30 protein-coding genes and 3 pseudogenes are annotated in these 23,510 nt (G+C 50.7%); 29 read left to right on the top strand and 4 right to left on the bottom strand.

Annotation, left to right across the window (positions count from 1 at the left end; all coding sequences use genetic code 11):
* Nucleotides 1-80: 80 nt before the first annotated feature.
* Nucleotides 81-743, top strand: coding sequence for a response regulator transcription factor (locus WMO20_RS13340; protein WP_172679304.1), 663 nt, complete (start codon nt 81-83; stop codon nt 741-743).
* The gene (locus WMO20_RS13335) at nt 734-2,098 is read left to right on the top strand and encodes a sensor histidine kinase (protein WP_349187168.1); all 1,365 of its coding nucleotides are present in this window, start codon (nt 734-736) and stop codon (nt 2,096-2,098) included. The genes WMO20_RS13340 and WMO20_RS13335 overlap by 10 nt, the downstream gene beginning before the upstream one ends.
* 710 nt (nt 2,099-2,808) lie before the next feature.
* Here the strand turns inward: WMO20_RS13335 and WMO20_RS13330 are convergent.
* The 3 genes and pseudogenes from WMO20_RS13330 to WMO20_RS14510 all read right to left on the bottom strand — a co-directional run.
* Complete coding sequence (locus tag WMO20_RS13330) at nt 2,809-3,696, bottom strand: IS3 family transposase (RefSeq protein WP_349187169.1); 888 nt, start codon at nt 3,694-3,696, stop codon at nt 2,809-2,811.
* 14 nt (nt 3,697-3,710) lie between these two features.
* Complete coding sequence (locus WMO20_RS13325) at nt 3,711-4,034, bottom strand: helix-turn-helix domain-containing protein (protein WP_242983287.1); 324 nt, start codon at nt 4,032-4,034, stop codon at nt 3,711-3,713.
* A gap of 45 nt (nt 4,035-4,079) precedes the next feature.
* Nucleotides 4,080-4,223 (bottom strand): annotated as a pseudogene (locus WMO20_RS14510) (transposase); the annotation flags it as partial.
* Between the two features lie 471 nt (nt 4,224-4,694).
* Between WMO20_RS14510 and WMO20_RS13320 the strand changes: the two are divergent.
* The 10 genes from WMO20_RS13320 (at nt 4,695) to WMO20_RS13275 (ending at nt 11,004) form a co-directional block, all read left to right on the top strand.
* On the top strand, nt 4,695-5,096 hold the full coding sequence (locus tag WMO20_RS13320) for a hypothetical protein (protein ID WP_349187167.1): 402 nt from the start codon (nt 4,695-4,697) through the stop codon (nt 5,094-5,096).
* Between the two features lie 102 nt (nt 5,097-5,198).
* Nucleotides 5,199-5,837 carry a YczE/YyaS/YitT family protein gene (locus WMO20_RS13315; protein WP_097771470.1) on the top strand — a complete coding sequence of 213 codons (639 nt, stop codon included), beginning with the start codon at nt 5,199-5,201 and terminating at the stop codon, nt 5,835-5,837.
* Nucleotides 5,838-6,073: 236 nt separating this feature from the next.
* On the top strand, nt 6,074-6,601 hold the full coding sequence (locus WMO20_RS13310) for an isochorismatase family protein (RefSeq protein ID WP_349187166.1): 528 nt from the start codon (nt 6,074-6,076) through the stop codon (nt 6,599-6,601).
* A gap of 10 nt (nt 6,602-6,611) precedes the next feature.
* On the top strand, nt 6,612-7,139 hold the full coding sequence (locus tag WMO20_RS13305) for an O-acetyl-ADP-ribose deacetylase (protein ID WP_349187165.1): 528 nt from the start codon (nt 6,612-6,614) through the stop codon (nt 7,137-7,139).
* Nucleotides 7,140-7,142: 3 nt separating this feature from the next.
* The gene (gene sfsA / locus WMO20_RS13300) at nt 7,143-7,808 is read left to right on the top strand and encodes a DNA/RNA nuclease SfsA (RefSeq protein WP_349187164.1); all 666 of its coding nucleotides are present in this window, start codon (nt 7,143-7,145) and stop codon (nt 7,806-7,808) included.
* A 78-nt stretch (nt 7,809-7,886) separates the two neighbouring features.
* Complete coding sequence (locus WMO20_RS13295) at nt 7,887-8,612, top strand: MerR family transcriptional regulator (protein ID WP_349187163.1); 726 nt, start codon at nt 7,887-7,889, stop codon at nt 8,610-8,612.
* Nucleotides 8,613-8,717: 105 nt separating this feature from the next.
* A complete protein-coding gene (locus WMO20_RS13290) occupies nt 8,718-9,095 on the top strand; it encodes a desulfoferrodoxin family protein (RefSeq protein WP_055185761.1) in 378 nt (125 codons plus the stop codon).
* Between the two features lie 296 nt (nt 9,096-9,391).
* The gene (locus WMO20_RS13285; protein ID WP_097782064.1) at nt 9,392-9,853 is read left to right on the top strand and encodes a 2-thiouracil desulfurase family protein; all 462 of its coding nucleotides are present in this window, start codon (nt 9,392-9,394) and stop codon (nt 9,851-9,853) included.
* 98 nt (nt 9,854-9,951) lie between these two features.
* Complete coding sequence (locus WMO20_RS13280) at nt 9,952-10,539, top strand: pentapeptide repeat-containing protein (RefSeq protein ID WP_207697434.1); 588 nt, start codon at nt 9,952-9,954, stop codon at nt 10,537-10,539.
* Between the two features lie 12 nt (nt 10,540-10,551).
* Nucleotides 10,552-11,004, top strand: a complete 453-nt coding sequence (locus WMO20_RS13275; protein ID WP_316545575.1) for a peptidyl-tRNA hydrolase — start codon at nt 10,552-10,554, stop codon at nt 11,002-11,004.
* A gap of 15 nt (nt 11,005-11,019) precedes the next feature.
* On the opposite strand, the gene WMO20_RS13270 is transcribed toward WMO20_RS13275, so the two are convergent.
* Nucleotides 11,020-11,901 (bottom strand): DUF5131 family protein, encoded by an 882-nt coding sequence (locus WMO20_RS13270; protein WP_349187162.1) that lies wholly within the window; start codon nt 11,899-11,901, stop codon nt 11,020-11,022.
* A 114-nt stretch (nt 11,902-12,015) separates the two neighbouring features.
* On the opposite strand from WMO20_RS13270, the gene WMO20_RS13265 reads away from it, so the two are divergent.
* From WMO20_RS13265 to WMO20_RS13180, 17 genes and pseudogenes are all read left to right on the top strand, one after another.
* Nucleotides 12,016-13,047: a macro domain-containing protein gene (locus WMO20_RS13265; RefSeq protein ID WP_349187161.1), complete on the top strand. Its 1,032-nt coding sequence runs from the start codon at nt 12,016-12,018 to the stop codon at nt 13,045-13,047.
* Between the two features lie 91 nt (nt 13,048-13,138).
* Nucleotides 13,139-13,798, top strand: coding sequence for a vWA domain-containing protein (locus WMO20_RS13260; protein WP_349187160.1), 660 nt, complete (start codon nt 13,139-13,141; stop codon nt 13,796-13,798).
* A 14-nt stretch (nt 13,799-13,812) separates the two neighbouring features.
* Nucleotides 13,813-14,616: an ADP-ribosylglycohydrolase family protein gene (locus tag WMO20_RS13255; RefSeq protein ID WP_349187158.1), complete on the top strand. Its 804-nt coding sequence runs from the start codon at nt 13,813-13,815 to the stop codon at nt 14,614-14,616.
* Nucleotides 14,617-14,849: 233 nt separating this feature from the next.
* On the top strand, nt 14,850-15,314 hold the full coding sequence (locus WMO20_RS13250) for an Hsp20/alpha crystallin family protein (protein ID WP_005932430.1): 465 nt from the start codon (nt 14,850-14,852) through the stop codon (nt 15,312-15,314).
* A gap of 237 nt (nt 15,315-15,551) precedes the next feature.
* Nucleotides 15,552-16,586, top strand: a complete 1,035-nt coding sequence (locus WMO20_RS13245) for an alcohol dehydrogenase (RefSeq protein ID WP_097782528.1) — start codon at nt 15,552-15,554, stop codon at nt 16,584-16,586.
* A 135-nt stretch (nt 16,587-16,721) separates the two neighbouring features.
* Nucleotides 16,722-17,122, top strand: a pseudogene (locus WMO20_RS14505) (adenine deaminase C-terminal domain-containing protein).
* A gap of 166 nt (nt 17,123-17,288) precedes the next feature.
* Nucleotides 17,289-17,765, top strand: a complete 477-nt coding sequence (locus WMO20_RS13230; RefSeq protein ID WP_349187152.1) for a pyridoxamine 5'-phosphate oxidase family protein — start codon at nt 17,289-17,291, stop codon at nt 17,763-17,765.
* A 34-nt stretch (nt 17,766-17,799) separates the two neighbouring features.
* Nucleotides 17,800-18,204, top strand: a complete 405-nt coding sequence (locus tag WMO20_RS13225) for a GNAT family N-acetyltransferase (RefSeq protein WP_227621721.1) — start codon at nt 17,800-17,802, stop codon at nt 18,202-18,204.
* Nucleotides 18,205-18,301: 97 nt separating this feature from the next.
* Nucleotides 18,302-18,784, top strand: coding sequence for a peptide-methionine (S)-S-oxide reductase (locus WMO20_RS13220; RefSeq protein ID WP_097774964.1), 483 nt, complete (start codon nt 18,302-18,304; stop codon nt 18,782-18,784).
* A 17-nt stretch (nt 18,785-18,801) separates the two neighbouring features.
* Nucleotides 18,802-19,521, top strand: a complete 720-nt coding sequence (locus WMO20_RS13215; RefSeq protein WP_097774715.1) for a DUF554 domain-containing protein — start codon at nt 18,802-18,804, stop codon at nt 19,519-19,521.
* A gap of 25 nt (nt 19,522-19,546) precedes the next feature.
* Nucleotides 19,547-20,188, top strand: coding sequence for a CatB-related O-acetyltransferase (locus WMO20_RS13210; protein WP_055166451.1), 642 nt, complete (start codon nt 19,547-19,549; stop codon nt 20,186-20,188).
* A gap of 56 nt (nt 20,189-20,244) precedes the next feature.
* Entirely contained in the window at nt 20,245-20,736 is a 492-nt protein-coding gene (locus WMO20_RS13205) for an HD domain-containing protein (protein WP_005922554.1), read from the top strand.
* 2 nt (nt 20,737-20,738) lie between these two features.
* Nucleotides 20,739-21,251 carry an NAD(+) diphosphatase gene (locus tag WMO20_RS13200; protein ID WP_005922551.1) on the top strand — a complete coding sequence of 171 codons (513 nt, stop codon included), beginning with the start codon at nt 20,739-20,741 and terminating at the stop codon, nt 21,249-21,251.
* A 139-nt stretch (nt 21,252-21,390) separates the two neighbouring features.
* Complete coding sequence (locus WMO20_RS13195; RefSeq protein WP_349187149.1) at nt 21,391-21,612, top strand: hypothetical protein; 222 nt, start codon at nt 21,391-21,393, stop codon at nt 21,610-21,612.
* Between the two features lie 455 nt (nt 21,613-22,067).
* Entirely contained in the window at nt 22,068-22,682 is a 615-nt protein-coding gene (locus WMO20_RS13190) for a class I SAM-dependent methyltransferase (RefSeq protein WP_217298099.1), read from the top strand.
* Between the two features lies 1 nt (nt 22,683).
* Complete coding sequence (locus tag WMO20_RS13185; RefSeq protein WP_349187147.1) at nt 22,684-23,292, top strand: class I SAM-dependent methyltransferase; 609 nt, start codon at nt 22,684-22,686, stop codon at nt 23,290-23,292.
* A gap of 9 nt (nt 23,293-23,301) precedes the next feature.
* Nucleotides 23,302-23,510: pseudogene (locus tag WMO20_RS13180) on the top strand (MBL fold metallo-hydrolase); the annotation flags it as partial.

Genomic DNA, 23,510 nt, shown 5'->3' with positions numbered 1-23,510 from the left:
CACAGCATCCTGAACTTATTGTAGCATTCCGCTGGAGAGCGGTCTATAAATACTACTATTTTATTATACGAGGTGATTTTTTGACCCACTTACTTGTAGTTGACGATGAAGTTTCTATCTTGGAATTGATTAAGAACAGTTTGGGGAAAGATGGATATTTGATAACAGTCTGTCAAAATGCGGATGATGTAGACATCAAAAAGCTGCATTTCTATGACCTCATTCTTTTGGATGTGATGATGCCTGGCACAGACGGGTTTGAGTTTTGCAAACAGATCAGGAATATGGTAGACTGCCCGATTCTCTTTCTGACCGCAAAGACATTAGAGGAAGATATATTGTTTGGATTGGGCATCGGTGCAGATGATTATATTACGAAACCTTTTCGTATTCAGGAGCTTCGCGCCCGTGTCGCGGCACATTTACGCAGAGAAAAAAGGGAGCATCACAGCACGCTTTCATTTGAGCCTGATATAAGATTTGACCTTTCCGCAAAGGTACTGTATGTTTCAGAACAGCCGGTTCCCCTTACCAAAAGCGAGTATTCAATCTGTGAATACCTTGCGAAAAACCGGGGACAGGTTTTTGCAAAAGAACAAATCTATGAAGCCGTTTTCGGGTTTGATGGAATAGGCGATAACTCTACGATCTCAACGCATATAAAAAATATTCGTGCGAAATTGGAGCATTTCAAAATAAGTCCGATCAGCACCGTATGGGGGATAGGATATAAATGGGAGTGAAAAAGAAACCTACATTGAAAATATTGTTTCGCCAGTTTGCTATCTCCCTCATTGTCATGCTGGTAGCGGCAATTATTGTCCCTTCTGGTTTGGAGGGACTTGCTGTAAATGCTGGATTAGCTACAAGAGCAAATCTAAGTGAATTGCAGGTAAAAGAGATCATTCCAACGCTGACGATTGCCCCGGATATTACAAAGGTTGTGATTCCACAGGGATGCGGCTACTTAATTCTGGACAAGAACTTTAATGAGCTTTACAGCAATATGGACGATGATGAAAAAGAAATTGCCCTGCTGTACGCAAAGGGAGAATATATTGAATATGCTACGGGGAGGCAGTTTGCACTTGTTGTCCGGGAAAACGAATTTTGCGTTTTAAGGTATTATATTGGTTCTCAATTTACAGTGTCATGGCTACCGGAATATTTTCCATCTCCTGACACGCTTGCGGTTATCCTGATGGCTGTAAATTCGCTGCTGGTCATTATCATACTGACCGCCAGATTTGCTAAGAACCTGCGTACACAACTGACCCCGCTTTTTGAAGCAACTGCGGAGGTTTCAAAGCAAAACCTTGATTTTGAAGTAGGACACGCCAAAATCAAAGAGTTTGAAGATGTCCTTGCATCTTTTTCAGATATGAAAGATAATCTGAAAATTTCGTTAGAACGGCAATGGAAAACCGAACAGACACAGAAAGAGCAAATCGCCGCGCTTGCCCATGATTTGAAAACGCCTCTGACGGTTATTCAAGGAAATGCTGATTTACTCACAGAAACAAATCTTGATGATGAGCAACGATTATACGCTGGTTACGTCGTGGAAAGCTCCGGCCAGATGCAGTCATATATTCAAACCCTGATTGATATATCACGGGCGGCGGTTGGTTATCAGCTCCATATTGAAAGTATAGACTTGCCAGCGTTCATGCAGCACTTGTTCGGTTATATGGAATCACTATGCCGGACAAAAGAAATCCGGCTGCAAATGAATGCTGTTTCACTCCCTCAAATGCTGAAATTTGATAGGGTGCTGATAGAACGTGCTATTATGAATGTTATCAGTAATGGGCTGGACTACTCCCCGCAAGGCGGAACGCTTTATGTAGATGTTCAGAGTAACAACGGTTTCGTGGAAATTTCAGTCACAGACGAGGGAACGGGGTTTTCTAAAGAGGCATTATGCCACGCACAGGAACGGTTCTATATGGGCGATCAAAGCCGCAATTCAAAGTTACACTTTGGTATGGGTCTATATATTACAAATTCGATTATGGAACAACATAATGGTCAGCTTATTTTAGAAAATTCAAAAGAAACCGGCGGCGCAAAGGTTACTATGAAACTTCCTTGCTGATTTTCCGATAGTGTAATGGACGTCTTTTATGTCCGTCCATTTTTCAAATCTTTATGGAATCTTCAAAAATTCCTCTTATCATGTATCTAAAGAAAAAACATCTGCCCAGCGGCAGAAAAGAAAAAAAACGCTGCTGGGCAGACCCATTTTCACGCTTAATTTATATTCACTGGTGGCGGTTTTGAGAAATCAAGGCCGCTGCTTTCTTTCTGTCATTCCCAGCAGTTAAAGGCATGGCGGCCCACGGGAGGACGCCGCCATGCTGTTATCTAATCCACTTCTACCGCTTAAAAAAAGCCTTGCCCCGCCACGGGAATATTCCGGCTAGCTTTTGGCGGTCATGATTCTTGGCTGCGTGAAATTAAGTTCAAGTTACCGGATGTACGATTTATGAGTGATGATATTTCCAGCCCGGAAATCATCAAGAGAGCAGATGTAGTCTGGATTTAGACCAACTGCATCGGGCATAAATCTTACAACATCATTATCGACCTTGCCCGAAAGTACAGCCGCAAGGTGCGGTATTTTGCCTATGCCAGCGCAACGAAATGTGCGGAACAGGTCGTTGCGGAAGAGGAAAACACAGATAAATGAACAAAGAAGCCAACCGGTGAGTGAGGTGCACTCCGTCAAGTAGACAATAAAAATAATATAAGATTTTATTCGCCGTTTCACCAAAGAAACGGCGAATTTTTTGTACAACCAGCCAATTAAGCTGCCCGATTCATGGCACTGACATGAGCTTGCATGGGAGTCTGGATGAACAGCCTGTGCTGGTAACGGCGGTTGTTGTAGTAGTCAATATAGCTTTCAATTGTGGAAATGAGCTGTTCTCGGCTTGTAAAAGTATGCCCATAATAGCACTCACGCTTCAGGATTCCCCAGAAGCCTTCCATCGGGCCGTTGTCAATGCAGCGGCCAACACGGGACATACTCTGTGTCATCCCGGCATCCAGCAGTTTCTTGTGGAAGGTTCTGCTGGTGTACTGGAATCCACGGTCGCTGTGGAACAGCGGATGTGCATTCGGATTTTCCAGAACAGCTTTATCAAGCGTGTCAAAAACCAGCTTGTTGTCATTTCGGTCACGAATAACATAGCTGACGATTCTCCGGTCACACAAATCGAGAATCGCACTCAGATAGAGCTTGTGGATAATTGGACCTTCATACCACTTGAACTCCGTTACATCGGTCAGCCACTTTTCGTTGGGATGCCCCGCCCAGAATTCCCGGTGCAGACGATTCTGTGCTGTTACCTGCGGGTCAGAAGCATTTCTGGTACAACCCTGTTTTCTGAACTTCACGGTTGACTGGATATGAAGCACACGGCAGAGATTCAGAACACGTTTGTTGCTGGTTCGGATATCATAGTCCTTTTCCAGATCATTCCGGATGCGGCGGTGCCCTTTGTCTGGATGCTCTTTATAAATCTCTTGAATTGCCGTTGAAATCTTCTCGTTTTCGAGTTCATGGCTGCTTTTGGGATGCTTTAGCCATTTGTAATAAGATGAACGAGCAATATGTACCAGTGAGCAGAGGTCACGGACAGTATAGCCTTTTTCCTCATGCAGTTCCTTTACCGTCCGATAACGAAGCAGCAGTCTGGTCAGGCTCAGCGATTCCCCCTCTCCAGCTCCTGTAATTTTTTTAGCACGTCAATCTCCATTTGTGACAGATAAAGCTGCCGCTTCAAAGTTGCTACTTCCAGCTTCAACCGTTCCTCTTCCGTCTGCGGCTTGTAATCCTTCTTGTGCCGTCCTCGCCGGTCTTTCAGGGCATCTTCGCCGTCTTTCTTATACTTCTGCACCCATGTGTAGATCTGCTGATAACCAACTTTGTACTTTTCAGAAATCTCGGTGTAGTTGTATCCGTTCTCGATGCACTCTTTCACAAATGCGATTCGTTCCTCGTAAGTTGTATCTCTTCCTTTGGTCATACGGCTGCCTCCTGTGTAACATTTCAGTTCCTTATGACTATTATACAACTTTATCCAGTCTTGAAGTCGCTTTTTGTTTCCGATTTTGTACTTTTTACAGATAGCCCGAAGCGAACCTGCACCGCTCAGATAATCTGCTACTGCCTGATATTTCAATTCTGCTGGATAGCTTTTATTCTTCCTTGACATGAAAATACCCCCAAAGTATTCAGAGTTTTGTTTTTACTCTGTCTACTCTAGGGGTAGCATATCACATCCCGGCGGGCTCTTTTTTTATGCCCATAAGCTCTTCAACGGTAATGCCAAAGTAGTCCGCAATTTTTTTGCGGCTGGACATTCTGGGGAAAGCGCCGTTTTTCCAGCTTGTCGGCATAGAGTTTGAAAAAACAAGTTCTTCTGCAACAGCAGCAGGGTTTTTCCCCCACACCGTCCTGTTGATCAGGTGTCAATGCGCGGGCACCGGGTGCAAAAAGCAGAGGGTCGCGCGTACCTTCCGATCTGCTTTCCGCCCTAAATCCAAAAATATTGCCAAGAGTAAAACATACCTACAATATCATTTTACACCATCTTGTATGGCTTGGCAATGTTTTTTTGGGGGAAAACATGAACAATTGTACGCAAGCGAGGTGAAAGAATGAAACGGACGACCGTTACGCCTGAATGGATGGGCGAAGTGAGAAAACGCATGAAAGTAAACAACATGACCAGCCGCGATCTTGCGGCAGCGAGGACTTTGCCGCCATCGACCGCTGCGGCTGCCGTCAGGCCAGCTGCGAAAAGCTCCACTTCGACGAGCATAGGGCCTTTGGTTCGGCCTACTTTTTGGAGCTGGGCCTCTCGTGCCAGCAGCTCGAACAGAATATCCCGGCCCTCTTCACCGACCCCGCGTGCGGCCATGTGCTGCGGGCGAAAGGCTTCGTACAGGACGAGAACGGCTGGGTGGAGCTGAACGCCACCGCCGACGGCCTGACGGCAAACGCTATCCCCAAGGGGCAGGAAGTGCTCATCGTGATCGGGGAGGGGCTGGAGCAAGAACGGATTGAGGTGAGATTAAAGGGGTAAGGCGGATTCCCCGTATATCGTTGTATCTTTCCATAAATAGTTTGTCTCCCGCCCAAAGTAGGCGTATAATAGGGAAAAAGAAACGCTAAAGGAGAATCCCCTATGAACGGCACCGCATTGCGCAAACCGACTGCCCGGCGGGTGGTGGGCATGGTGGCGGGCATCGTCATCATCGCCCTTGGCATTGCGCTTTTCAAGCAGTCCCACCTCGGCAACGACTCCATCAGCGCCCTGAACATGCGGCTGGCGGAGCTGCTCGGCATCTCGCTGGGCACCCAGAACCTGTGCACGAACATCCTGTTTTTCCTGCTGGAATTCTGGTTCGGGCGCAAGTACATCGGCCTTGGCACCTTCGTCAACGGCATCTGCATCGGGTACATCGTCACGGCGTTCTATGACCCCATTCACGCCCACTTCGGCGACGCGCCGTCGCTGGCGGTGCAGTTGGCGTGGGTCATCGCGGCGGTGCTGGTCACGGCGCTGGGCGCTTCGCTCTACCAGACCGCCGACCTCGGCATCGCGCCCTACGATTACCTTTCCCTCGGTCTGCGGGACTACACACCCTGCCCGTACTTCGGGTGCCGCATCTTCACCGATGCGCTCAGCGCCCTGCTGTGCTGGCTGCTGGGTGGCCTTGTGGGCCTTGGCACCTTGATCTGTGCGTTCTGCCTTGGGCCCTTCATTCAGTTCTTCGATCGGACGTTCTCCCAGAAGGTGCTGCAATACAAACCGAACAATTGAGAAACCCCGCGGCGTCAAATCATACGCTGCGGGGGTCTTTTTTATTGCTGCCGTTAAGCAGAAAATGAAAATGAAGGAGATTTATCTTTCAAAACCGCCTGTGGACTGCTGCGGCGATGGGGAGCCATAACAAACCCATCAGACAGGCTTTGGAAGAAGTAAATTTTTCGAATCTGCTTGTAGAAAGCAACGGTCTATGGTAGGATGAAACCAAAGATACACAGGAGGGCTTACACATGGTTTTACTGGTTGTGGATACACAGAAAGGTATCGTGGATGAACGCCTGTATGCGTTTGAAAAGTTTGTCAGCAACATCAGGGAATTGATCCGGACTGCCCGCGAACAGGGAATCGAGGTCGTCTATGTCCAGCATGACGATGGGCCCGGCACTGGTTTCTCCATCGGGGACGATGAATTCGAGGTCTATTCCGGGTTTGCGCCACTGCTGACTGAAAAACGGTTCGTCAAGACTGTATGCAGTGCGTTCAAAAAAGAAAGCGGGCTGTTGGAATATCTGACGGAAAAGGGCGAAAAAGATGTGATGGTCTGCGGCATCATGACGGACTTTTGCATCAATGCAACGGTGGAGACAGGCTTTGAGCATGGCCTGCATATGATCGTTCCTGCCTATGCAAATTCCACGCAGGACAACGAGTACATGACAGGGGAGCAGAGCTACCACTATTACAATGAATTCCTCTGGCCGGACCGCTATGCCGATTGTGTGCCCATGGACAAGGCGCTGGAGCTGCTCAAAAAGTGAGGTGTTTACAATGATTTCTGAAAAAGTAAAAAATCAGATTCAAGTGGTGCAGGGTGATATTACCAAACTGGACTGTGACAGCATCGTGAATGCGGCCAATCGCAGTCTGTTGGGTGGCGGCGGGGTGGATGGTGCCATCCACCGGGCAGCAGGGCCGGAACTGTTGGCGGAGTGTCGTACGCTGCACGGCTGCCGCACCGGCGAAGCAAAAATCACCAAGGGCTACCGGTTGAAAGCAAAGTATATCATTCATACGGTAGGCCCGATTTATTCCGGCACAGCAGAGGATGCCGCGCAGCTGGCGGACTGCTACCGCAATTCGCTGAACCTTGCCAAAGAGCATGATGTCCATAGCATTGCGTTCCCGGCAATTTCGACCGGCGTGTATGGCTACCCGCTGGAAGATGCCACGGAGATTGCAGTCAAAACAGTGGCACAGTGGCTGGAAGATCACGCGGATTACGCCATGCAGGTGATTTTCTGCTGCTTCGATGCCCGGACGGAGCGGGTGTATCAGACAAAAATGAAAATGGAGTAAAGATTGAAATACAGAGAAATCGCAGACGGCATTTTTGTTGACCGTCCCAACCGCTTTATTGCCCATGTGGAAGTGAATGGAGCAGTGGAAACCGTACATGTCAAGAACACCGGGCGGTGCAGGGAACTGCTGCTGCCCGGTACGGCGGTTCGGCTGGAAGTGTCAGATAACCCGAAACGCAAAACAAAATACGACCTTGTGGCGGTACACAAGCAGGGCCTCGACTGGGTCAATATGGACAGTCAGGCACCCAACAAGGTAGTAGGAGAGTGGCTTGCAAAACAGGGCTACGACTATATCAAGCCGGAATTCACCTATGGGAAGTCCCGCATCGACTTTTATATGGAAAAGGGCGAGCAAAAGTATCTGATGGAAGTCAAGGGCTGCACACTGGAAGTGGACGGTATCGGCTACTTCCCGGATGCACCTACCGAGCGCGGCGTGAAGCACCTGCACGAACTGGCGCAGGCACAGCGGACAGGATATCGGTGCGCTGTAGCCTTTGTGATTCAGATGGAAGGCATCACCGAGGTGCGGCCAAATGTCAGCACACAGCCGGAGTTTGGCACGGCACTGGCCGAAGCAAAGGCCGCAGGTGTGCAAGTGCTGTTTTTGCTCTGCCATGTAGGGCGGGATAGTCTGGAAATCGTGGAGCAGAGGGAAGGCTGAAAAATTTTTCAGAAAACCTCTTGACCCTGACGCAGCGTCATAGCGTATACTGTGGCTGTCGCAAGGGAGGACAGCAAGATGATGACAGTGAACGAAGTGAGCAAGCGGACCGGAGTGAGCATCCGGACCCTGCAATATTACGATAAAATCGGTCTGCTGCGCGCGGCGGGCCGTACCGAAGCAGGCTATCGGCTGTATGACGATGCCGTGCTGGAACGTTTGCAGCAGATTTTATTGTTCCGGGAACTGGAATTTCCGCTGAAGGACATCCAGAAAATCGTGGAGAATCCTGCTTTTGACCGGCAGAAAGCACTGGAACAGCAGATCACACTTCTGACATTGAAAAAGCAGCATCTTGAAGATCTGATCGGCCTTGCGCAGAAAATTCGATCCACAGGAGGAATGGTTATGGACTTTACCGCATTTGATACGCAGAAGATCAAGAAGTATACCGAGCAGGCCAAAAAGGAATGGGGCGAAACGCCGGAATACAAAGAGTTTGAGGAAAAAACTGCCCATAAGACCGAGAAAGAGGTCAAGGACATGAGCAGTCAACTGATGGACATCGTGGCGGCATTCGGCGGGATGCAGAGCAAAGACCCGGCGGACCCTGAAGTGCAGGCACAGGTGAAGAAGCTGCAGGAGTTTATCACAGAGCACTACTACAACTGTTCCAAGGTGATCCTGAATCAGCTGGGGCAGATGTATGGGGCAGGCGGAGCATTTACGGAAAACATCAATGCTGCCGGCGGTGCCGGTGCCGCAGAATTTGCGCAGAAAGCCATTGAGATTTATTGCAAGTGAGCCCAAAAACGCTTTGCGTGATTCAGTTACAGAAATCATAAATAGGAAATGTTATCATATAGACACAAGAAACACACCGATAACATTCCGATGGAGGATTTCGATATGAAGGCAAAGTTTTACATCTGCAATCACTGTGGCAACCTCGTCACTACCATTCATAACGCAGGCGTTCCGCTGGTCTGCTGCGGGGAGAAAATGAAAGAGCTGGTTCCCAATACGGTGGAAGCCAGCGGCGAGAAGCATCTGCCGGTGGCAGAGCTTTCCGGCAGTCGTCTCACGGTCACAGTGGGCGCGGTGGAGCACCCCATGGCGGATGTTCACTATATTCAGTGGATCTTCGTGGAGACTGAGAACGGCGGGCAGATCCGCTATCTGAATCCGGGGCAGGCTCCCAACGCGGTGTTTGAACTGGGAAGTGAAAAGCCGGTGGCCGTTTACGCATACTGCAATCTGCATGGGCTCTGGATGACGAAACTCTGATACAATCAATGCAAACGGGGAGTGATTTGATGTCACTCCCTGTTTTTTGATGAGAACTTTATGCGGTTCTTTTGGTTCGGAACTGTGTATAAATGGGATGGATATCTGCTGAACGGAGATGCACCGCATAACAACCATCTGAGGGAAAGGCTGACGTTTCTTGCACAGGAATTAGAAAAGATTACGGCGGACCTCCCGGTATGGGGATAGGAAAAAGCAGAATCCTCTTTTTCAATGCCCAAAAGCGTGGTAGAATAGGGAAAAGATTCAGTATCTGGAAAACGGAGCGCGCAACAATGAAGATTCTGGTCAGCGCCTGCCTGCTGGGCGAAAACTGCAAATACAGCGGCGGAAACAATTACAATCAGGCGGTTTGCGATTTTGCGCGGGGGCATCAGGTGGTTCCGGTCTGCCCGGAGGTTTTGGGCGGCCTGCCCACACCGCGGTGCCCGGCGGAAATCGTGCAGGGCGTTGTCACGAACAAAGAGGGCATCAATGTGGACCGGGAGTTCCGAGCGGGCGCAGCCAAGGCCCTTGCCATCGCAAAAGAAAATGGGGTGGAGCTTGCCATCCTGCAATCCCGCAGCCCCAGCTGCGGCGTGAAGGAAATTTACGATGGAACGTTTTCCGGGACAAAGATTCCCGGACAGGGCGTTTTTGCCAAGATGCTGATGGACGAAGGCATCCGTGTTCTGGATGCCGGGGAATTGCCTAAAATTATCTTGAAAAATGAGGACGGAAAATGTCAATCAAACTGATTTGCAGCGACATTGACGGTACGCTGCTGCAATACGGCAGGAAAGAGCTGGAAGGCTACACGGCTCTGCTGGAAGAACTGCGCTGACAGGAGAATTTTATGACAGAGCGTTATTGTGAGGGTGAACGGTTTGCTGACCTGTCGTTCACCGAGGAGACTTTTGAGGACTGCGACTTTACCGACTGCGTGTTTGTGGATTGCTCTTTTACCAAGTGCGAACTGGATCATACCACGCTGAACGAGTGCAAATTCGTGCGGTGTGAGATCACAGGTCTGCGCAGTACCCATTCCTCGGTGCAGTCGCTGGATTTTGAGGACTGCCGCCTGAATGAAATCGAGTGGGCACCGCTGATGTCCAACGGTGCCTTCCCGGACCCTATCCACACGCTGAAAGAGTGCAGTCTGAAATATAACACCTTCACCGAAATGAACTTTAACCGCTTCGACTTTTCGGACGGCAACGAAATTGTCGGCTCCATGTTTGCCAAATGCGAGATGCAGCTGGCGAATTTCAAGGGTGTAGAACTTCACGAAACGGAGTTCTACCAGTGTGATCTGCGCAAGGCGGATTTCCGGGATGCTACAGGCTATAAGGTGGACATTCTGGGCAGCCGCCTGAAGGATGCGAAATTTTCGCTGCCGGAAGCGGTGAATCTGCTGGCAGATTTGAAGATCAAGCTGTCATAAGAAGGAGAGAAAATGCGTCAACTCATCATTGCCCGAAAAGACCTGCAGATGTCTCCCGGTAAGCTGGCGGCGCAGTGCTGCCACGCTTCGCTGGCGTTCCTCACCGATCCCATCGGCATGGGACAGGGCGTGGAACCCATCGAGAAAGACGGAGAAATTACCGGCTATCGGGCAGAAATCATGTTGGAGAAACCAATCTATGAAGAATGGTTCGATGGCTCTTTTACCAAAACTATCTGCGGGGCAAAGAATCGCAATCAACTGCTGAAAGCAAAGACAATTGCCGAGGAATTGGGACTGGTGGAAAACAAAGACTTCTTCCTTATCCGGGATGCCTGCCACACCGAGCTGGAGCCGGAAGAATTTGATGAAAACGGAGAAGGCATGACCCTGACCTGCATCGGCTTCCGCCCGCTGCCGGATGAAATTGCACATCAGGTCAGCCATAAGTTCCATTTGTATTGATAGAATTCCTTTATTTTATAAGCATTTTCCACAGTCACTGCAGCCGTTGCAGATCAACTTGCTGCCGCAGGTCTCGCAGTTTGCGCGGAAATGGGGCACATAGAGATCTTCCTGCGGGATGGGGTAGCCCCAGTCGTCCACGAGGTCAAAATGAATGGGCCTGCCCTGATAGTTCATGCCGGATTTACAGGCCATTCGGCTTTGCAACTGCTTGTTTGGCAGGTGGTAGCGCCTGCCGTCCTTGATGAACACAGTGCCAGTCTCGATAAAGCAGAATGTTACGTTGGCATCCACGCATTCCTGCCGGAGAGACTTGACCCAATCGAAATTGCAGGGGCGGGCACCATCGTAGTTTTCGCCGCCGCAGATGACCTGCTCGATTTGCCCGGCGGTAAGGTACTGCCGGATACTCACCGGTCCGATGAAGGGCGCGCACATGATGCCCTTGTGCTTGAAGGGCAGGTCAAACAGAATGGGAATGCGCTCATCGGCGCGGCGCTGATTCTCGCAGGTGACGTTGAAAAAGATGTTGTCCCATCCGCTGCCCCAGTCCGGCGGCAGACACTCCCGCACCCGCTGCGGCCGTTTGGTGAGCAGAAAAAACACCACATCGCTGCGCTGGCGCATGATGTCCCACGCTTCCGCCCGCCACGGGTCGGCTTCTTCCAAGAAGAAATCCGAGGTCATGCAGACCCGGATCTGCTCACCACTCTGGATTTTGTAGTGTCCGGTACGGTTTTTCTGGAGCGGATAGGAAAAGCCGCTTTTCGTTTTGTAGATCTCGGCCCCGTTCTGGTCCCGCATCCGGTCAAGAAAATACATATAACAGTTCTGGCAGCCCTCGCTGCACTTGACGCAGCCGTGCCATGGATTCCAGATGTCGTGCAGGAAGCTCACCTTCTTTCGGTACCTATTATTATAATAGCTGCGCGGACAGGAAACAAGAGCACCCCTTGCACCGCCCCGCCGGATGTGATAGGATGAAGAAAACCATGTGAGGGAGGAACCACCATGCCGTTTCTGATGATCCGTAACGACATCACCAAAGTGGCGGCGGATGCCATTGTCAACCCGGCCAACCGGAACCTTTTGCAGGGCAGCGGCACCAGCCGCGCCATCTATCAGGCGGCAGGGGAGCAGCAGCTGACCGCCGCCTGTGAAGCCATCGGCCGCTGCGATTTGGGCAGAGCCGTGTGTACTCCGGCGTTCGGGCTGCCTGCAAAATATATTTTCCATGCAGTCTGCCCAGCGTGGCACGGCGGCGGGTTCAGCGAAGCTGAACAATTAGCCGGTGCATACCACTCCGCATTGGAATTAGCCGCAGAGTACCACTGCGAGAGCGTGGCCTTTCCGCTGCTGTCCAGCGGAAACTATGGCTACCCAAAAGAACAGGCCTTCCGCATTGCGGTGGACACCATCACGCAGTACGTCATGGAGCACGACCTGACCGTGTATCTGGTGCTCTACGACCGGCACTCGCTGGCCGTGAGCCGGAAGCTGTTCGCCTCGGTGGAGGAGTACATTGACGACCACTATGTAGCACAGAACGATGAAAGCTACGGATTTGGCCGTCGGCGCAGGGAATTGCCAGAGCGGCGGAGGCTTCTGGAAGAAGATGCCGCCGTGCCGATGCTAGGTGCAGTTCCGGCACCCGCCGCGGCACCCAGGACAGCCCGCAGTCTGGAAAGCCTGATGGACAACCTTGGCGAGAGCTTCACCACCCGGCTGCTGCGGCTCATTGACGAGCGGGGGCTGAAAGACTCCACCGTGTACAAGCAGTCCAACATCTCCCGGCAGCATTTCTCCAAAATTCAGTGCAATCGCGACTACAACCCTAAAAAGAAAACCGTGCTGGCCTTTGCGGTGGGGCTGCACCTGTCTGAAGGTGAGACCATCGACCTGCTCAAGAGCGCGGGCTATGCCTTTTCGGATGGCTCCAAGCGGGACTGGATCGTGCGGTATTGCCTGGAACACAAAATCTATAACATCAATCAGGTCAATACGCTGCTGTTTGAATACGATCAGGAACAGCTGGGTGCGTGATTTGTCGCCTGCCCGTTGACCTTTTGCCCTCCGGTTTGTGGTATCCTTTTACCAACGAAAGCGATACACCACAAAACGGAGGGCATTTATTATGAAGAAAAATCTTACCGAGCTTGTTTTCATTCTGGACCGCAGCGGTTCCATGGGCGGGCTGGAGCAGGATACCATCGGCGGGTTCAATGCTATGCTGACCCGGCAGAAGGAGCAGGAGGGCGAGGCCAACGTGACCACGATCCTGTTCGACCATGAGGTGCAGCTGCTGCACGACCGTTTTCCGCTGAAGGCTGTTGCGCCGCTGACCGAAAAGGACTACTACGTCCGGGGCTGCACGGCGCTGCTGGATGCCATTGGTTACGGCGTGGAAAAGATGGTGAATATCCAGCGCCATCTGCCGGAGGACGAGCGTGCCGAAAAGGTCATCTTTGTCATCACCACCGACGGACTGGAAAACGCCAGCAAACGGTTTGGCTACGAGAAGATCCGCCGGATGATCGAGCGGGAAAAAGAACGGTACGGCTGGGAATTTCTGTTCCTCGGTGCCAACATGGACGCCGTGAAGGAAGCTGCCCGCTTCGGCATCTCGTCCGACCGGGCTGTGCGGTTTGAGAATGACGCACAGGGCGTGGCGGTCAACTACCATGTGGTTAGCGAGACAGTCTCCCGGATGCGGGAAGCACCCTGCTGCGCGTCCATCGGTGCGGAGTGGAAAGAACGAATCGAAGCTGATTTCCAGAAGCGGCATCATAGGTAAGGGAGGAAACAGCCATGTTAGGAGCAATCTTGGGTGACATCGTGGGCAGTCCCTATGAATTTGACCACAACAATTACAAGCACAAGGATTTTCCGTTGCTGAGCGAGAAATCGCACTTCACCGATGATACGGTCATGACCGTTGCGGTGGCAGTTGGTCTGATTGACGGAAAGGGTCTGCCGGAGAGAACATTTTGTGCAGTGCAGCATGAAATGCGGTTCTGGGGCCGTGAATATCCCCATGCCGGTTACGGCGGGATGTTCCGCCGGTGGCTGCACGCAGAAAATCCGAATCCCTATGGCAGTTTCGGTAACGGCTCGGCTATGCGGGTGTCGGCAGCGGGCTGGCTGTTCGATACGCTGGACAAAACGCTGGAAATGGCAAAAGTGACCGCTGAAGTCACCCACAACCACCCGGAGGGCATCAAAGGCGCGCAGGCCACGGCGGCAGTGATTTTTCTGGCCCGTACCGGCCACAGCAAGCCGGAAATCAAACAATATGTGGAGCAGACCTTCGGTTATGACTTGAACCGTACCTGCGATGAAATTCGGCCGACCTATCATCATGTGGAGACCTGTCAGGAAACTGTGCCGGAAGCAATCATTGCTTTTCTGGAAAGCGTCAGTTTTGAGGATGCACTTCGCAATGCGGTCTCTCTGGGCGGCGACAGCGACACCCTTGCCTGCATCACCGGCGGCATTGCCGAAGCTTTTTACGGGATGCCGCAGGAACTGCGGGACGAGACTTTGAAACGTCTGCCGGAGGATATCCGGGAAGGATATGAACTGTTGTGCTTCATGATTGCCAAGATGATATAAAATGCGATGATACGACTGAATTTTGAAAAGATTGCATAGGATTTTATAAAAGTATTATTCTTTTATGAATTTTAGCACTCTACGCTTGACAGTGCTAAAAAATCGTGTTATAACAGTGGCGTGCTCAGGAGGAAGGGCAAAAGGAGAGCCGCTAGGCTCCCCGGAAAGCCTTTCTGAGTGGACGCTTCAGATTTTTTGCCCCGACCCGAACGCCGGGATTGGAGGAATGATTTATGCTTATGCCGACTGTTTTCCATGAAAACCTGTTCGATGATTTCTTCGATCCGTTCTGGAATGACGCTGCACTGGAACGTATGATGAACCGTGAGGCTCGTGATACCTTTGGTAAGCGCGGTGCAAACATGATGAAGACCGATGTCAAACAGACGGACAACGGCTACGAAGTAGCGGTTGATCTGCCGGGCTGCAAGAAGGAAGACGTTCAGATGGATCTGAACGACGGCTACCTGACCATTCAGGCAGTGCGCAGCCACAGCAACGACGAAAAGGATAAGAAGGGCCGCTATCTGCGGCGCGAATCCTTCTCCGGCACCTGCGCACGCAGTTTCTACGTGGGCGATGTGAAGAAGGAAGACATCCACGCAAAGTTCGAGGATGGCGTCCTGCACGTCGAGCTGCCTGCTCCTCAGCAGACGAAGGCTTTGCCTGAGAACCCGAACCTGATCGAGATCGAGTAAAACGCCGGTCGTGTGCGCCAAAGCACAACGCACATAAGATGCCCCCGGAGAGCCGCAACAAGCCCTCCGGGGGCATTTTTGTTTCGCTATCTTTTCCGCAAGGGAAAACCATGGTATACTGAGAACAGCAACTCAGAATTTATGGAGGTACCTCACTATATCCTGTGAGCCGGGTGAGCGGCTGACTTTTGCGGTATACTCCGTTCGGAAAGATCAAAGCGCATGGAGGTAAAAAGCATGCTGACCTATACCTATGTTTCAGAGGGGACGTTTGCCCTGATGGAAAAACCAAAGCCGGTGCTGCAGCACGAGCGGGACGCCATTGTAAAGGTGACCCTTGCCAGTATCTGCTCCAGCGATCTGCACATCAAGCACGGCAGCGTGCCCCGGGCGGTGCCCGGCATCACGGTAGGGCACGAGATGGTGGGCATCGTAGAAGAAGTGGGCAGTGCGGTGACCAATGTGAAACCCGGCGACCGGGTGACGGTGAACGTGGAGACCTTCTGCGGAGAGTGCTTTTTCTGCAAAAAAGGCTTCGTGAACAACTGCACCGATCAAAACGGCGGCTGGGCGCTGGGCTGCCGCATCGACGGCGGGCAGGCCGAGTATGTCCGGGTGCCCTTTGCGGATCAGGGACTGAACAAGATCCCGGACGGCGTTACCGATCGGCAGGCGCTGCTGGTGGGCGATGTGCTGGCCACCGGCTTTTGGGCGGCACGCATCTCGGAAATCACCCCCGAGGATACCGTGCTGATCCTCGGTGCAGGGCCGACCGGCATCTGCACGCTGCTGTGCGTCATGCTGCACAGCCCCAAGCGCATCATCGTCTGTGAAAAGGACGCAAGCCGCCTGCAGTTCATCCGTCGGCACTACCCGCAGGTGCTCACCGTGCAGCCGGAGGACTGCGCCGCCTTTGTGCGTGCCCACAGCGACCACGACGGGGCCGATGTGGTGCTGGAGGTGGCAGGGGCAGACTCCACCTTCCGGCTGGCATGGGAGTGTGCACGGCCCAACGCCGTTGTGACGGTGGTGGCGCTGTACGATAAGGCACAGACCCTGCCACTGCCGGAAATGTACGGCAAAAACCTCACCTTCAAGACCGGCGGCGTGGACGGCTGCGATTGTGAAGAAACGCTGCGTCTCATCGCAGAAGGCAAGATCGATACCGAACCGCTCATCACCCACACCTACCCCCTGCGCCGGATCGCAGAGGGCTACGAGCTGTTTGAAAAGAAACGGGACGGCGTGATCAAGGTGGCAGTGGAGTGCTGACGGTCTGCGCCAAGGCACAACGCACATAAAGTGGCCCCGGAGAGCTGTAACAAGCCCTCCGGGGCCATTTTTGTTTCCCGACATCTTTTCCGCAGCGGCAAGGCGTGGTAGAATAATGGCAGAACCAATCCACAGGTGAGAAAATCGAACTTCAGCCTGAAATGCGGAGCCGTTGCATCGAGCATCGCACATGATTCCCATAACCTGATCGTGGCAGGGGACAACGATACCGATATGATGTTGGCCGGCAACACTGTGCGGAAAACAAAGGCGGACTTGCGTTTGTGGCAGATGGACAGGTCGTGGCAGAACTTGCGCTTCCGGTGGCCGGATTGATGAGCACCGAAAGCGCAGAGAGCGTTGCGGCGAAAATGCAGGCGCTGAACGATGCCCTCAAGGCACATGGTGTAGCGGAAGACATCGGCATTTTTATGACCCTCGCCTTCGTCAGCCTTCCGGTCATTCCCAAACTCAGACTGAATACATACGGCATCATCGATGTAGCGCAGCAGAAAGTCGCTCCGGCTGTTTTTTAATACGCGATAACAAAAATACTGCCGGAGACCGACCCGAATGATCCGTCTCCGGCAACAGAACAGTTCGTTCCTACTCTTAGAAGCGAGCCGCATCAAGAGAAAAATTGACGGAAATTCTTATTTGATAAATCGGAAGTTGTATCAGCATAAGAAGGAGAATAATATCATGTTCAGAACAATTCGTAAAAAGAAAAATGAAATCAGCATCGACACGGCAAAGGCTCTTTTGCAGTCCAGCCGACGTGGCGTTCTTGCCGTAAATGGAGATGACGGATATCCCTATGCAATTCCTATCAACTATGTCTACGATGACGATGCGCAGAAAATTTATTTTCATGGAGCACGCGTAGGTCATAAAGTAGATGCACTGCGTGCCTGTGACAAAGTATGCTTCACGGTATATGGAAATGAAACCATCAAAGAAGAAGATTGGGCACCGTTTGTGCAGAGCGTTGTGGTGTTCGGCAGATGCCACCTCGTAGAATCCGGTGCAAGAGCAACAACTCTGTTAAAACGATTTGCAATGAAATACTATCCCAGCGAACAGTTAGTTGATGAGGAAATTGCCCACGCAGGAAAGGCTGCGCAAATTTTCGAAATAGAAGTGGAGCACCTCAGCGGTAAGGAAATACAGGAACGATAAATTCACGTTTGTGGAAGTTATAAAGGGGTGCATCATGGAAATCGAGTATAAACAAACAAAAGATTTCACGGCCGATGAATTGCAGAAACTGTTTTTATCCGTTCACTGGGAATCCGGCAATTATCCCGAAAAACTTGTCCGTGCGATGCACAATTCCACACGAGTTATTTCTGCGTGGGATGGTGATAAGCTGGTCGGGCTGGTTCGCGCGCTTGATGATGGAGAAACAGTCGCATTTTTGCATTATCTTTTGGTGGACCCTGCTTATCAGGGACAGTACATTGGAGATGAGCTGATGAAACGGATCATGAGTTTCTATCAAAATCTTCTGTATGTGAAAGTTATGCCGTCTGATCCTAAAACGATCCCATTTTATGAGCGATATGGCTTTCAACAATATGATAATTACTCTGCAATGGTGCGGAAGCACTTTTTGTGAGTTGGTATGATGGATCGATTTGCAGCTAGCAAGGAAACCGTAAGGAGTACAGAGCATGGATGCAAACTGTACCAGTAAAAGAAGGAAAGTTAAGAGTATGGAAACAGTATACATTGCAGGCGGGTGCCTTTGGGGCGTCCAGCATTTTTTTGACACGGTGCCCGGTGTACGGACGACCGAAGCCGGGAGAGCCAACGGAACAACAAACACGCTGGACGGCCCGTATGATGGATACGCAGAGTGCGTTAAAGTGGTCTTTGATGAGAAATGTACCAGTGTTACAGAGCTTATGGAGCATCTGTTTGAAATCATCGACCCGTACAGCCTGAACAAACAGGGCGTTGATGTTGGAAAAAAGTATCGCACGGGGCTTTACAGCACAAATCCCGGACATCTGGAAGAAGCAAGAGCCTTTATTGACAGCCGGAAGGACCGGGATAAAATCGTTGTGGAAGTGCTGCCGCTGACGAATTACGTCCGGAGTGCAGAGGAGCATCAGCATCATCTGGAGCGGTACCCGGAAGACTGCAGCTACTGTCATATCCCGGATGAAGTCTTAAACAAATACAGGAATCAGTAAGCAAAGGAAAAACGAAAATGCGGGGATTGGGAACGATCATCAATGCGCTGGCCATTGTGATAGGCGGTGTGCTGGGTATTCTGTTCAAACGCTTTCTGAAAGAGCGCTATCAGGATACAATCATCAAAGCCACGGGCTTTTCCGTGGTGTTTCTGGGAGCGGCGGGAACGCTCTCCAAGATACTGACGGTTAGGCCAGACGGAACTTTGAGCACCGGTGGCTCTATGGTCATGATTCTATCGCTGGCGTTGGGTGCGCTGCTGGGTGAACTTATTGATCTGGATGCACAGTTTGAACGCTTTGGCGAGTGGCTCAAACACAAGACTGGCAGTGACGGCGACAACCAGTTCGTCAACGGCTTCGTGTCGGCATCCCTGACGGTGAGCATCGGGGCCATGGCCGTCATCGGCTCCATTCAGGATGGCATCTACGGCGATCATTCCACGCTGGTGGCAAAAGCGATTCTGGACTTTATCATTGTGCTCATCATGGCGTCCTCCATGGGCAAGGGCTGCGTGTTTTCATTTATTCCGGTGGCAGTGCTGCAAGGTGCCATGACGGCTCTTGCGGTAGTACTGTCCGGCTTTATGACGGACGCTGTGCTGAACAATCTCTCGCTGGTAGGAAATATTCTGATTTTTTGTGTGGGCATCAATCTGGTATGGCCAAGAACCATCAAGGTGGCAAACCTGCTGCCGTCCCTTCTGGTTGCAGTGGCGCTGACGGGGATTTTATGAATTGGAATTTGAAGAGGTAGTTAAGATGAAAGACGGAAAACACCCAAACCCCAATACAATCCATCCAATTGCAGGGTATGATAAAGAAATATATGTGAAGCCGACGATTACAAATCCGAATATTATTGTCGGGGACTTTACTTATATTGCCGATTCGGATTTTGAAAGTCATGTTTCACACTTATACGAGTGGAATGATGACAAACTCATCATCGGAAAGTTCTGTCAAATCGCCGCCGGAGTTGAGTTTGTGATGAACGGTGCAAACCATCAGATGAACGCCGTCTCTACATTCCCGTTCTATACCTTGGAGGGATGGGAAATGTCGCCGCCTGCAAAGACGGATCTGCCATTAAAAGGAGATACCGTTATCGAAAATGATGTTTGGATCGGGCAAAATTCGGTAATCCTTCCCGGCGTTCACATTGGAGATGGTGCAATCATTGGTGCAAACAGCGTTGTGGGAAGTGATGTTCCACCATATACGAAGGTCGTTGGGAATCCTGCAAGAGCAATTCAAAAACGCTTTGACGATGAACTGATTGAATTGCTGCTGAGATTCAAGTGGTGGGATAGGAGCATTGACGAAATCAACCGGCTGATTCCAATCTTGACTTGCAGTGATTTGGATAAAGTGAAAGCTGAAATCAAAAAGCAATTAGGCTGACAAATTCGCGTTTATCAAGGTGAACATTTAAGTATTAAAAACGGGAGTGAAAACAAATGATGACCATTGCACAGATCATGGAAAAGATGATCGCCTTTTCCGAAGGGAATATCCATGACATCACGCACCTGAGCTGCGTGTGGACCTATGCCAAAACCATTGGTGAGCTGGAGGGGCTGGACGCAGACACGCAGTTTATTCTGGAGGTAGCGGCCATCACCCACGATATCGCCTGCCCGCTCTGCCGCAAAAAGTACGGCAACACCAATGGTAAATATCAGGAGCAGGAGGGTGCCCCGCTGGTGCGGGAGTTCTTGGCGGATACCGGCATGACAGCAGAACAGATCGACCGTGTGGCCTATCTGGTAGGGCATCACCATAGCCCGGCGCAGATCGACGGCATTGACTATCAGATTCTGATTGAGGCAGATTATATCGTCAATGCGTCCGAAAGCGGGTACGACCAGCAGGCAATCCGAACCTTTATGGAACATACGATGAAGACGGCCGCAGGTATCCGGCTGACGAAAACGGTGTTTGGAGTGTAAAAATGATTCAGAAGCATTGCTTTGAATGCGGCACGGCATTGATTGAAAAAGAACTGGAAGAAGAGGGCATTGTGCCTTATTGCCCGAAATGCCAGCAATATCGGTTCCCGATGTACAATGTGGCAGTCAGCATGATTGTTGTGGATGAGGAAACCGGGAAAATTCTGCTCATCCAGCAGTACGGCAAGCCCTCTTATATTCTGGTGGCTGGATATGTGAACCGCGGTGAGGCAGAAGAACACGCCGTGGTGCGGGAAGTCCGGGAAGAAACCGGGTTGGAAGTAGAGCACCTCCGGTTCAACCGTACTAAGTTTTTTGAGCCGTCCAACACGCTGATGTGCAACTTTACGGCTTTCGTCAGAACCGCAAAGGCGCTGCATATCAACCACGAAGTGGACCGCTGCAAGTGGTTCACCCCGCAGGAAGCCAGAGAAAACATCCGTCCCAACAGCCTTGCAGCGGAATTTTTGAATGCGTATCTGGACGAAGTGGGGAATAAGCCGATGGAGATGTGATTCGTGGCTGTGCCGCGGGAATTTTGACGGAGAGTATGGAAAAAAGTTGGTTCGGCCTGTTTCGGTTGACTTTTTTATAAAGAATCGATATATATGATACTATATAGTATCAATAAGTATCAACTGCGAGGTGGACAGAATGGATGGGGCACAGTTTGCCAAAATGCTTTCAGATAAGCATTTGCTTGAACTCAATCGGATGGAATACAAGTACTCGACTGTCAGCGTCAATGAATTTGCCGAATTGCTGCGGCAAAACTTTGCGCAGTCTCTGCCGTTGACTGATTTTTCTGGAAATAAGCTGTTTTACCTGCCGAACCTCGCGCAAATTTCAACAAATGGTATACAGAAAACAGAATAGAATCATCTTCGATGTCTCGTTGGGAAACTAACGGGGTGTTTTTTGCCCAAATTCGGCTGTATAGAACACTGAAAAGTCAAAACGAACCTTAGGTAGTCCTGCAAGGACAACTAAAGTGCGCCTATGAGGCCGACGCGAAATCGGAGGATTCTTGTTAAACTTACTATACTATACCATTGCAAAAAAGAAGTGAGCACGATATAATATGGATAAGAAGGCAAAAGTCACCGCAATGGTGTGAAAATAGATTTTGGGTGTTTCCATAAGGAGTAGATCGAGAGGTGTTATCCTCAGTGGCTGAAAGCGCAGATGTGTGATGCTTGCAGCAAGCTATTTGTATAAGCCGAAAGGCCGCAGAAATGCGGCTTTTCCTAAATGCATGAAATTAGCCAAACCTAACTTGTAAATGTGCGCGTGCCGGTTAGACAAAACTAACCACAAAAGGAGAGACAGCAATGCGAGAACACAAGAATTTCTGGGACAGAAATGCAGGTCTGTATGACTGCTTTATGCGAAAAGACAGGGCAGTATACGAGAAAATGTATGAGCTGATCCGTCCGGTCGTGAAAGACAAAACAGTGCTGGAGGTGGCTACCGGAACGGGACTGATCGCCAAGCACATCGTAAAAGCAGCGGCACACATCGAGGCGACGGATGCCTCTCCGGAAATGATTGCAGAGGCCAAACGGGGGAATTACTCTGCGAAGCTGCGTTTTTCCGTGCAGGATATGTTTTCTCTGCCATACGCGAGCAAATCATTCGATGTGGTAATCGTATCAAACGCACTGCACATTGTGCCTCAGCCAGAAAAATCACTGCGAGAGATCAAACGTGTGCTGAAGGATGACGGTGTGCTGATTGCGCCTACCTTTACGCACGCAGAAAACTCATTTCCCGGTAAGATCAAAGCCTTTTTCATGAATCTGGCAGGCTTTCCTCTCCACAGCAAGTGGACGAGTGAAGAATACCTAAAATTTCTGCAACAGAATGATTGGACAATGCGAAAAAGTGTTGTTCTAAAGGCCTCTTTTCCGCTGACCTATACGGAATGTGTGAAATCGGAGGTGTGATATGTCCTTCTTTGAAAACACCCGAAAGCCCGTAGGCCTTGGCGGGAAGATCATGGTTGCCATGATGAACTTTGGACACAGCGCAATGGCAGAATGGGGGCTGAGTTTTTTGCAGCCTGCCCCGGATACCATGGTGCTGGACTGCGGCTGCGGCGGTGGGGCGAACATTAAAACGCTGTTGAAACTGTGTCCCAAAGGCAAGGTGCAGGGCATCGACTACTCAGCCGTCAGCGTGGAAAAAGCGCAAAAAGTCAATGCCAGAGCCATTGCGGCAGGACGGTGTACCGTGCAACAGGCAAGTGTGGCAGAGCTGCCGTTTGAGGCGGAGCAGTTTGATGTGGTGACCGCCTTTGAAACGGTCTACTTCTGGCCGGAGCTTGCACAGAATTTCAGAGAGGTCTATCGGGTGCTGAAACCCGGCGGGGTCTTTTTCATCTGCAATGAAGCAAACGGCGAAACGACAAAAGACGACAAATGGACGCAGATCATCGATGGCATGACTATCTATACGGACACTGCACTGAAAGAGTATCTGGAACAAGCAGGATTTTGTCAGATTCAGAGCCACAAAAATAAAAGGGGCTGGCTTTGCATCACAGCACAGAAATGAGGTGTGATCATGTCGAAAAAGGCAACGGAATTTCAAAGAAAAGCAATGAGCTGGATGTACCGGGGCAAGGAGATCTTCAAGCCTTTGAACACCGGCTGGATCGACGAGAATGTTGCCTGCGTGCGCGAATGGGTGGCGAACATCTTCTTCTACCGCAAAGGCGATACGACCATTATGGTCGATGCGGGATATAACTACGACCGCCTTGCCGAAAAAAT

It is taken from the genome of Faecalibacterium intestinale, from assembly GCF_040096575.1.
GTDB classification, from domain to species: Bacteria; Bacillota; Clostridia; order Oscillospirales; family Ruminococcaceae; genus Faecalibacterium; species Faecalibacterium intestinale.
This window is presented reverse-complemented; position numbering and strand designations above follow the sequence as displayed.

What these genes read in the sequence shown, in the direction of transcription:
- WMO20_RS13335 (WP_349187168.1), top strand. Translation starts at nt 734, where the DNA reads ATGGGAGTGAAAAAGAAACCTACATTGAAAATATTGTTTCGCCAGTTT.
- WMO20_RS13325 (WP_242983287.1), bottom strand. Translation starts at nt 4,034, where the DNA reads ATGACCAAAGGAAGAGATACAACTTACGAGGAACGAATCGCATTTGTG.
- WMO20_RS13320 (WP_349187167.1), top strand. Translation starts at nt 4,695, where the DNA reads ATGGATGGGCGAAGTGAGAAAACGCATGAAAGTAAACAACATGACCAG.
- WMO20_RS13315 (WP_097771470.1), top strand. Translation starts at nt 5,199, where the DNA reads ATGAACGGCACCGCATTGCGCAAACCGACTGCCCGGCGGGTGGTGGGC.
- WMO20_RS13310 (WP_349187166.1), top strand. Translation starts at nt 6,074, where the DNA reads ATGGTTTTACTGGTTGTGGATACACAGAAAGGTATCGTGGATGAACGC.
- WMO20_RS13305 (WP_349187165.1), top strand. Translation starts at nt 6,612, where the DNA reads ATGATTTCTGAAAAAGTAAAAAATCAGATTCAAGTGGTGCAGGGTGAT.
- WMO20_RS13295 (WP_349187163.1), top strand. Translation starts at nt 7,887, where the DNA reads ATGATGACAGTGAACGAAGTGAGCAAGCGGACCGGAGTGAGCATCCGG.
- WMO20_RS13290 (WP_055185761.1), top strand. Translation starts at nt 8,718, where the DNA reads ATGAAGGCAAAGTTTTACATCTGCAATCACTGTGGCAACCTCGTCACT.
- WMO20_RS13285 (WP_097782064.1), top strand. Translation starts at nt 9,392, where the DNA reads ATGAAGATTCTGGTCAGCGCCTGCCTGCTGGGCGAAAACTGCAAATAC.
- WMO20_RS13280 (WP_207697434.1), top strand. Translation starts at nt 9,952, where the DNA reads ATGACAGAGCGTTATTGTGAGGGTGAACGGTTTGCTGACCTGTCGTTC.
- WMO20_RS13275 (WP_316545575.1), top strand. Translation starts at nt 10,552, where the DNA reads ATGCGTCAACTCATCATTGCCCGAAAAGACCTGCAGATGTCTCCCGGT.
- WMO20_RS13265 (WP_349187161.1), top strand. Translation starts at nt 12,016, where the DNA reads ATGCCGTTTCTGATGATCCGTAACGACATCACCAAAGTGGCGGCGGAT.
- WMO20_RS13260 (WP_349187160.1), top strand. Translation starts at nt 13,139, where the DNA reads ATGAAGAAAAATCTTACCGAGCTTGTTTTCATTCTGGACCGCAGCGGT.
- WMO20_RS13255 (WP_349187158.1), top strand. Translation starts at nt 13,813, where the DNA reads ATGTTAGGAGCAATCTTGGGTGACATCGTGGGCAGTCCCTATGAATTT.
- WMO20_RS13250 (WP_005932430.1), top strand. Translation starts at nt 14,850, where the DNA reads ATGCTTATGCCGACTGTTTTCCATGAAAACCTGTTCGATGATTTCTTC.
- WMO20_RS13245 (WP_097782528.1), top strand. Translation starts at nt 15,552, where the DNA reads ATGCTGACCTATACCTATGTTTCAGAGGGGACGTTTGCCCTGATGGAA.
- WMO20_RS13230 (WP_349187152.1), top strand. Translation starts at nt 17,289, where the DNA reads ATGTTCAGAACAATTCGTAAAAAGAAAAATGAAATCAGCATCGACACG.
- WMO20_RS13225 (WP_227621721.1), top strand. Translation starts at nt 17,800, where the DNA reads ATGGAAATCGAGTATAAACAAACAAAAGATTTCACGGCCGATGAATTG.
- WMO20_RS13220 (WP_097774964.1), top strand. Translation starts at nt 18,302, where the DNA reads ATGGAAACAGTATACATTGCAGGCGGGTGCCTTTGGGGCGTCCAGCAT.
- WMO20_RS13215 (WP_097774715.1), top strand. Translation starts at nt 18,802, where the DNA reads ATGCGGGGATTGGGAACGATCATCAATGCGCTGGCCATTGTGATAGGC.
- WMO20_RS13210 (WP_055166451.1), top strand. Translation starts at nt 19,547, where the DNA reads ATGAAAGACGGAAAACACCCAAACCCCAATACAATCCATCCAATTGCA.
- WMO20_RS13205 (WP_005922554.1), top strand. Translation starts at nt 20,245, where the DNA reads ATGATGACCATTGCACAGATCATGGAAAAGATGATCGCCTTTTCCGAA.
- WMO20_RS13200 (WP_005922551.1), top strand. Translation starts at nt 20,739, where the DNA reads ATGATTCAGAAGCATTGCTTTGAATGCGGCACGGCATTGATTGAAAAA.
- WMO20_RS13195 (WP_349187149.1), top strand. Translation starts at nt 21,391, where the DNA reads ATGGATGGGGCACAGTTTGCCAAAATGCTTTCAGATAAGCATTTGCTT.
- WMO20_RS13190 (WP_217298099.1), top strand. Translation starts at nt 22,068, where the DNA reads ATGCGAGAACACAAGAATTTCTGGGACAGAAATGCAGGTCTGTATGAC.
- WMO20_RS13185 (WP_349187147.1), top strand. Translation starts at nt 22,684, where the DNA reads ATGTCCTTCTTTGAAAACACCCGAAAGCCCGTAGGCCTTGGCGGGAAG.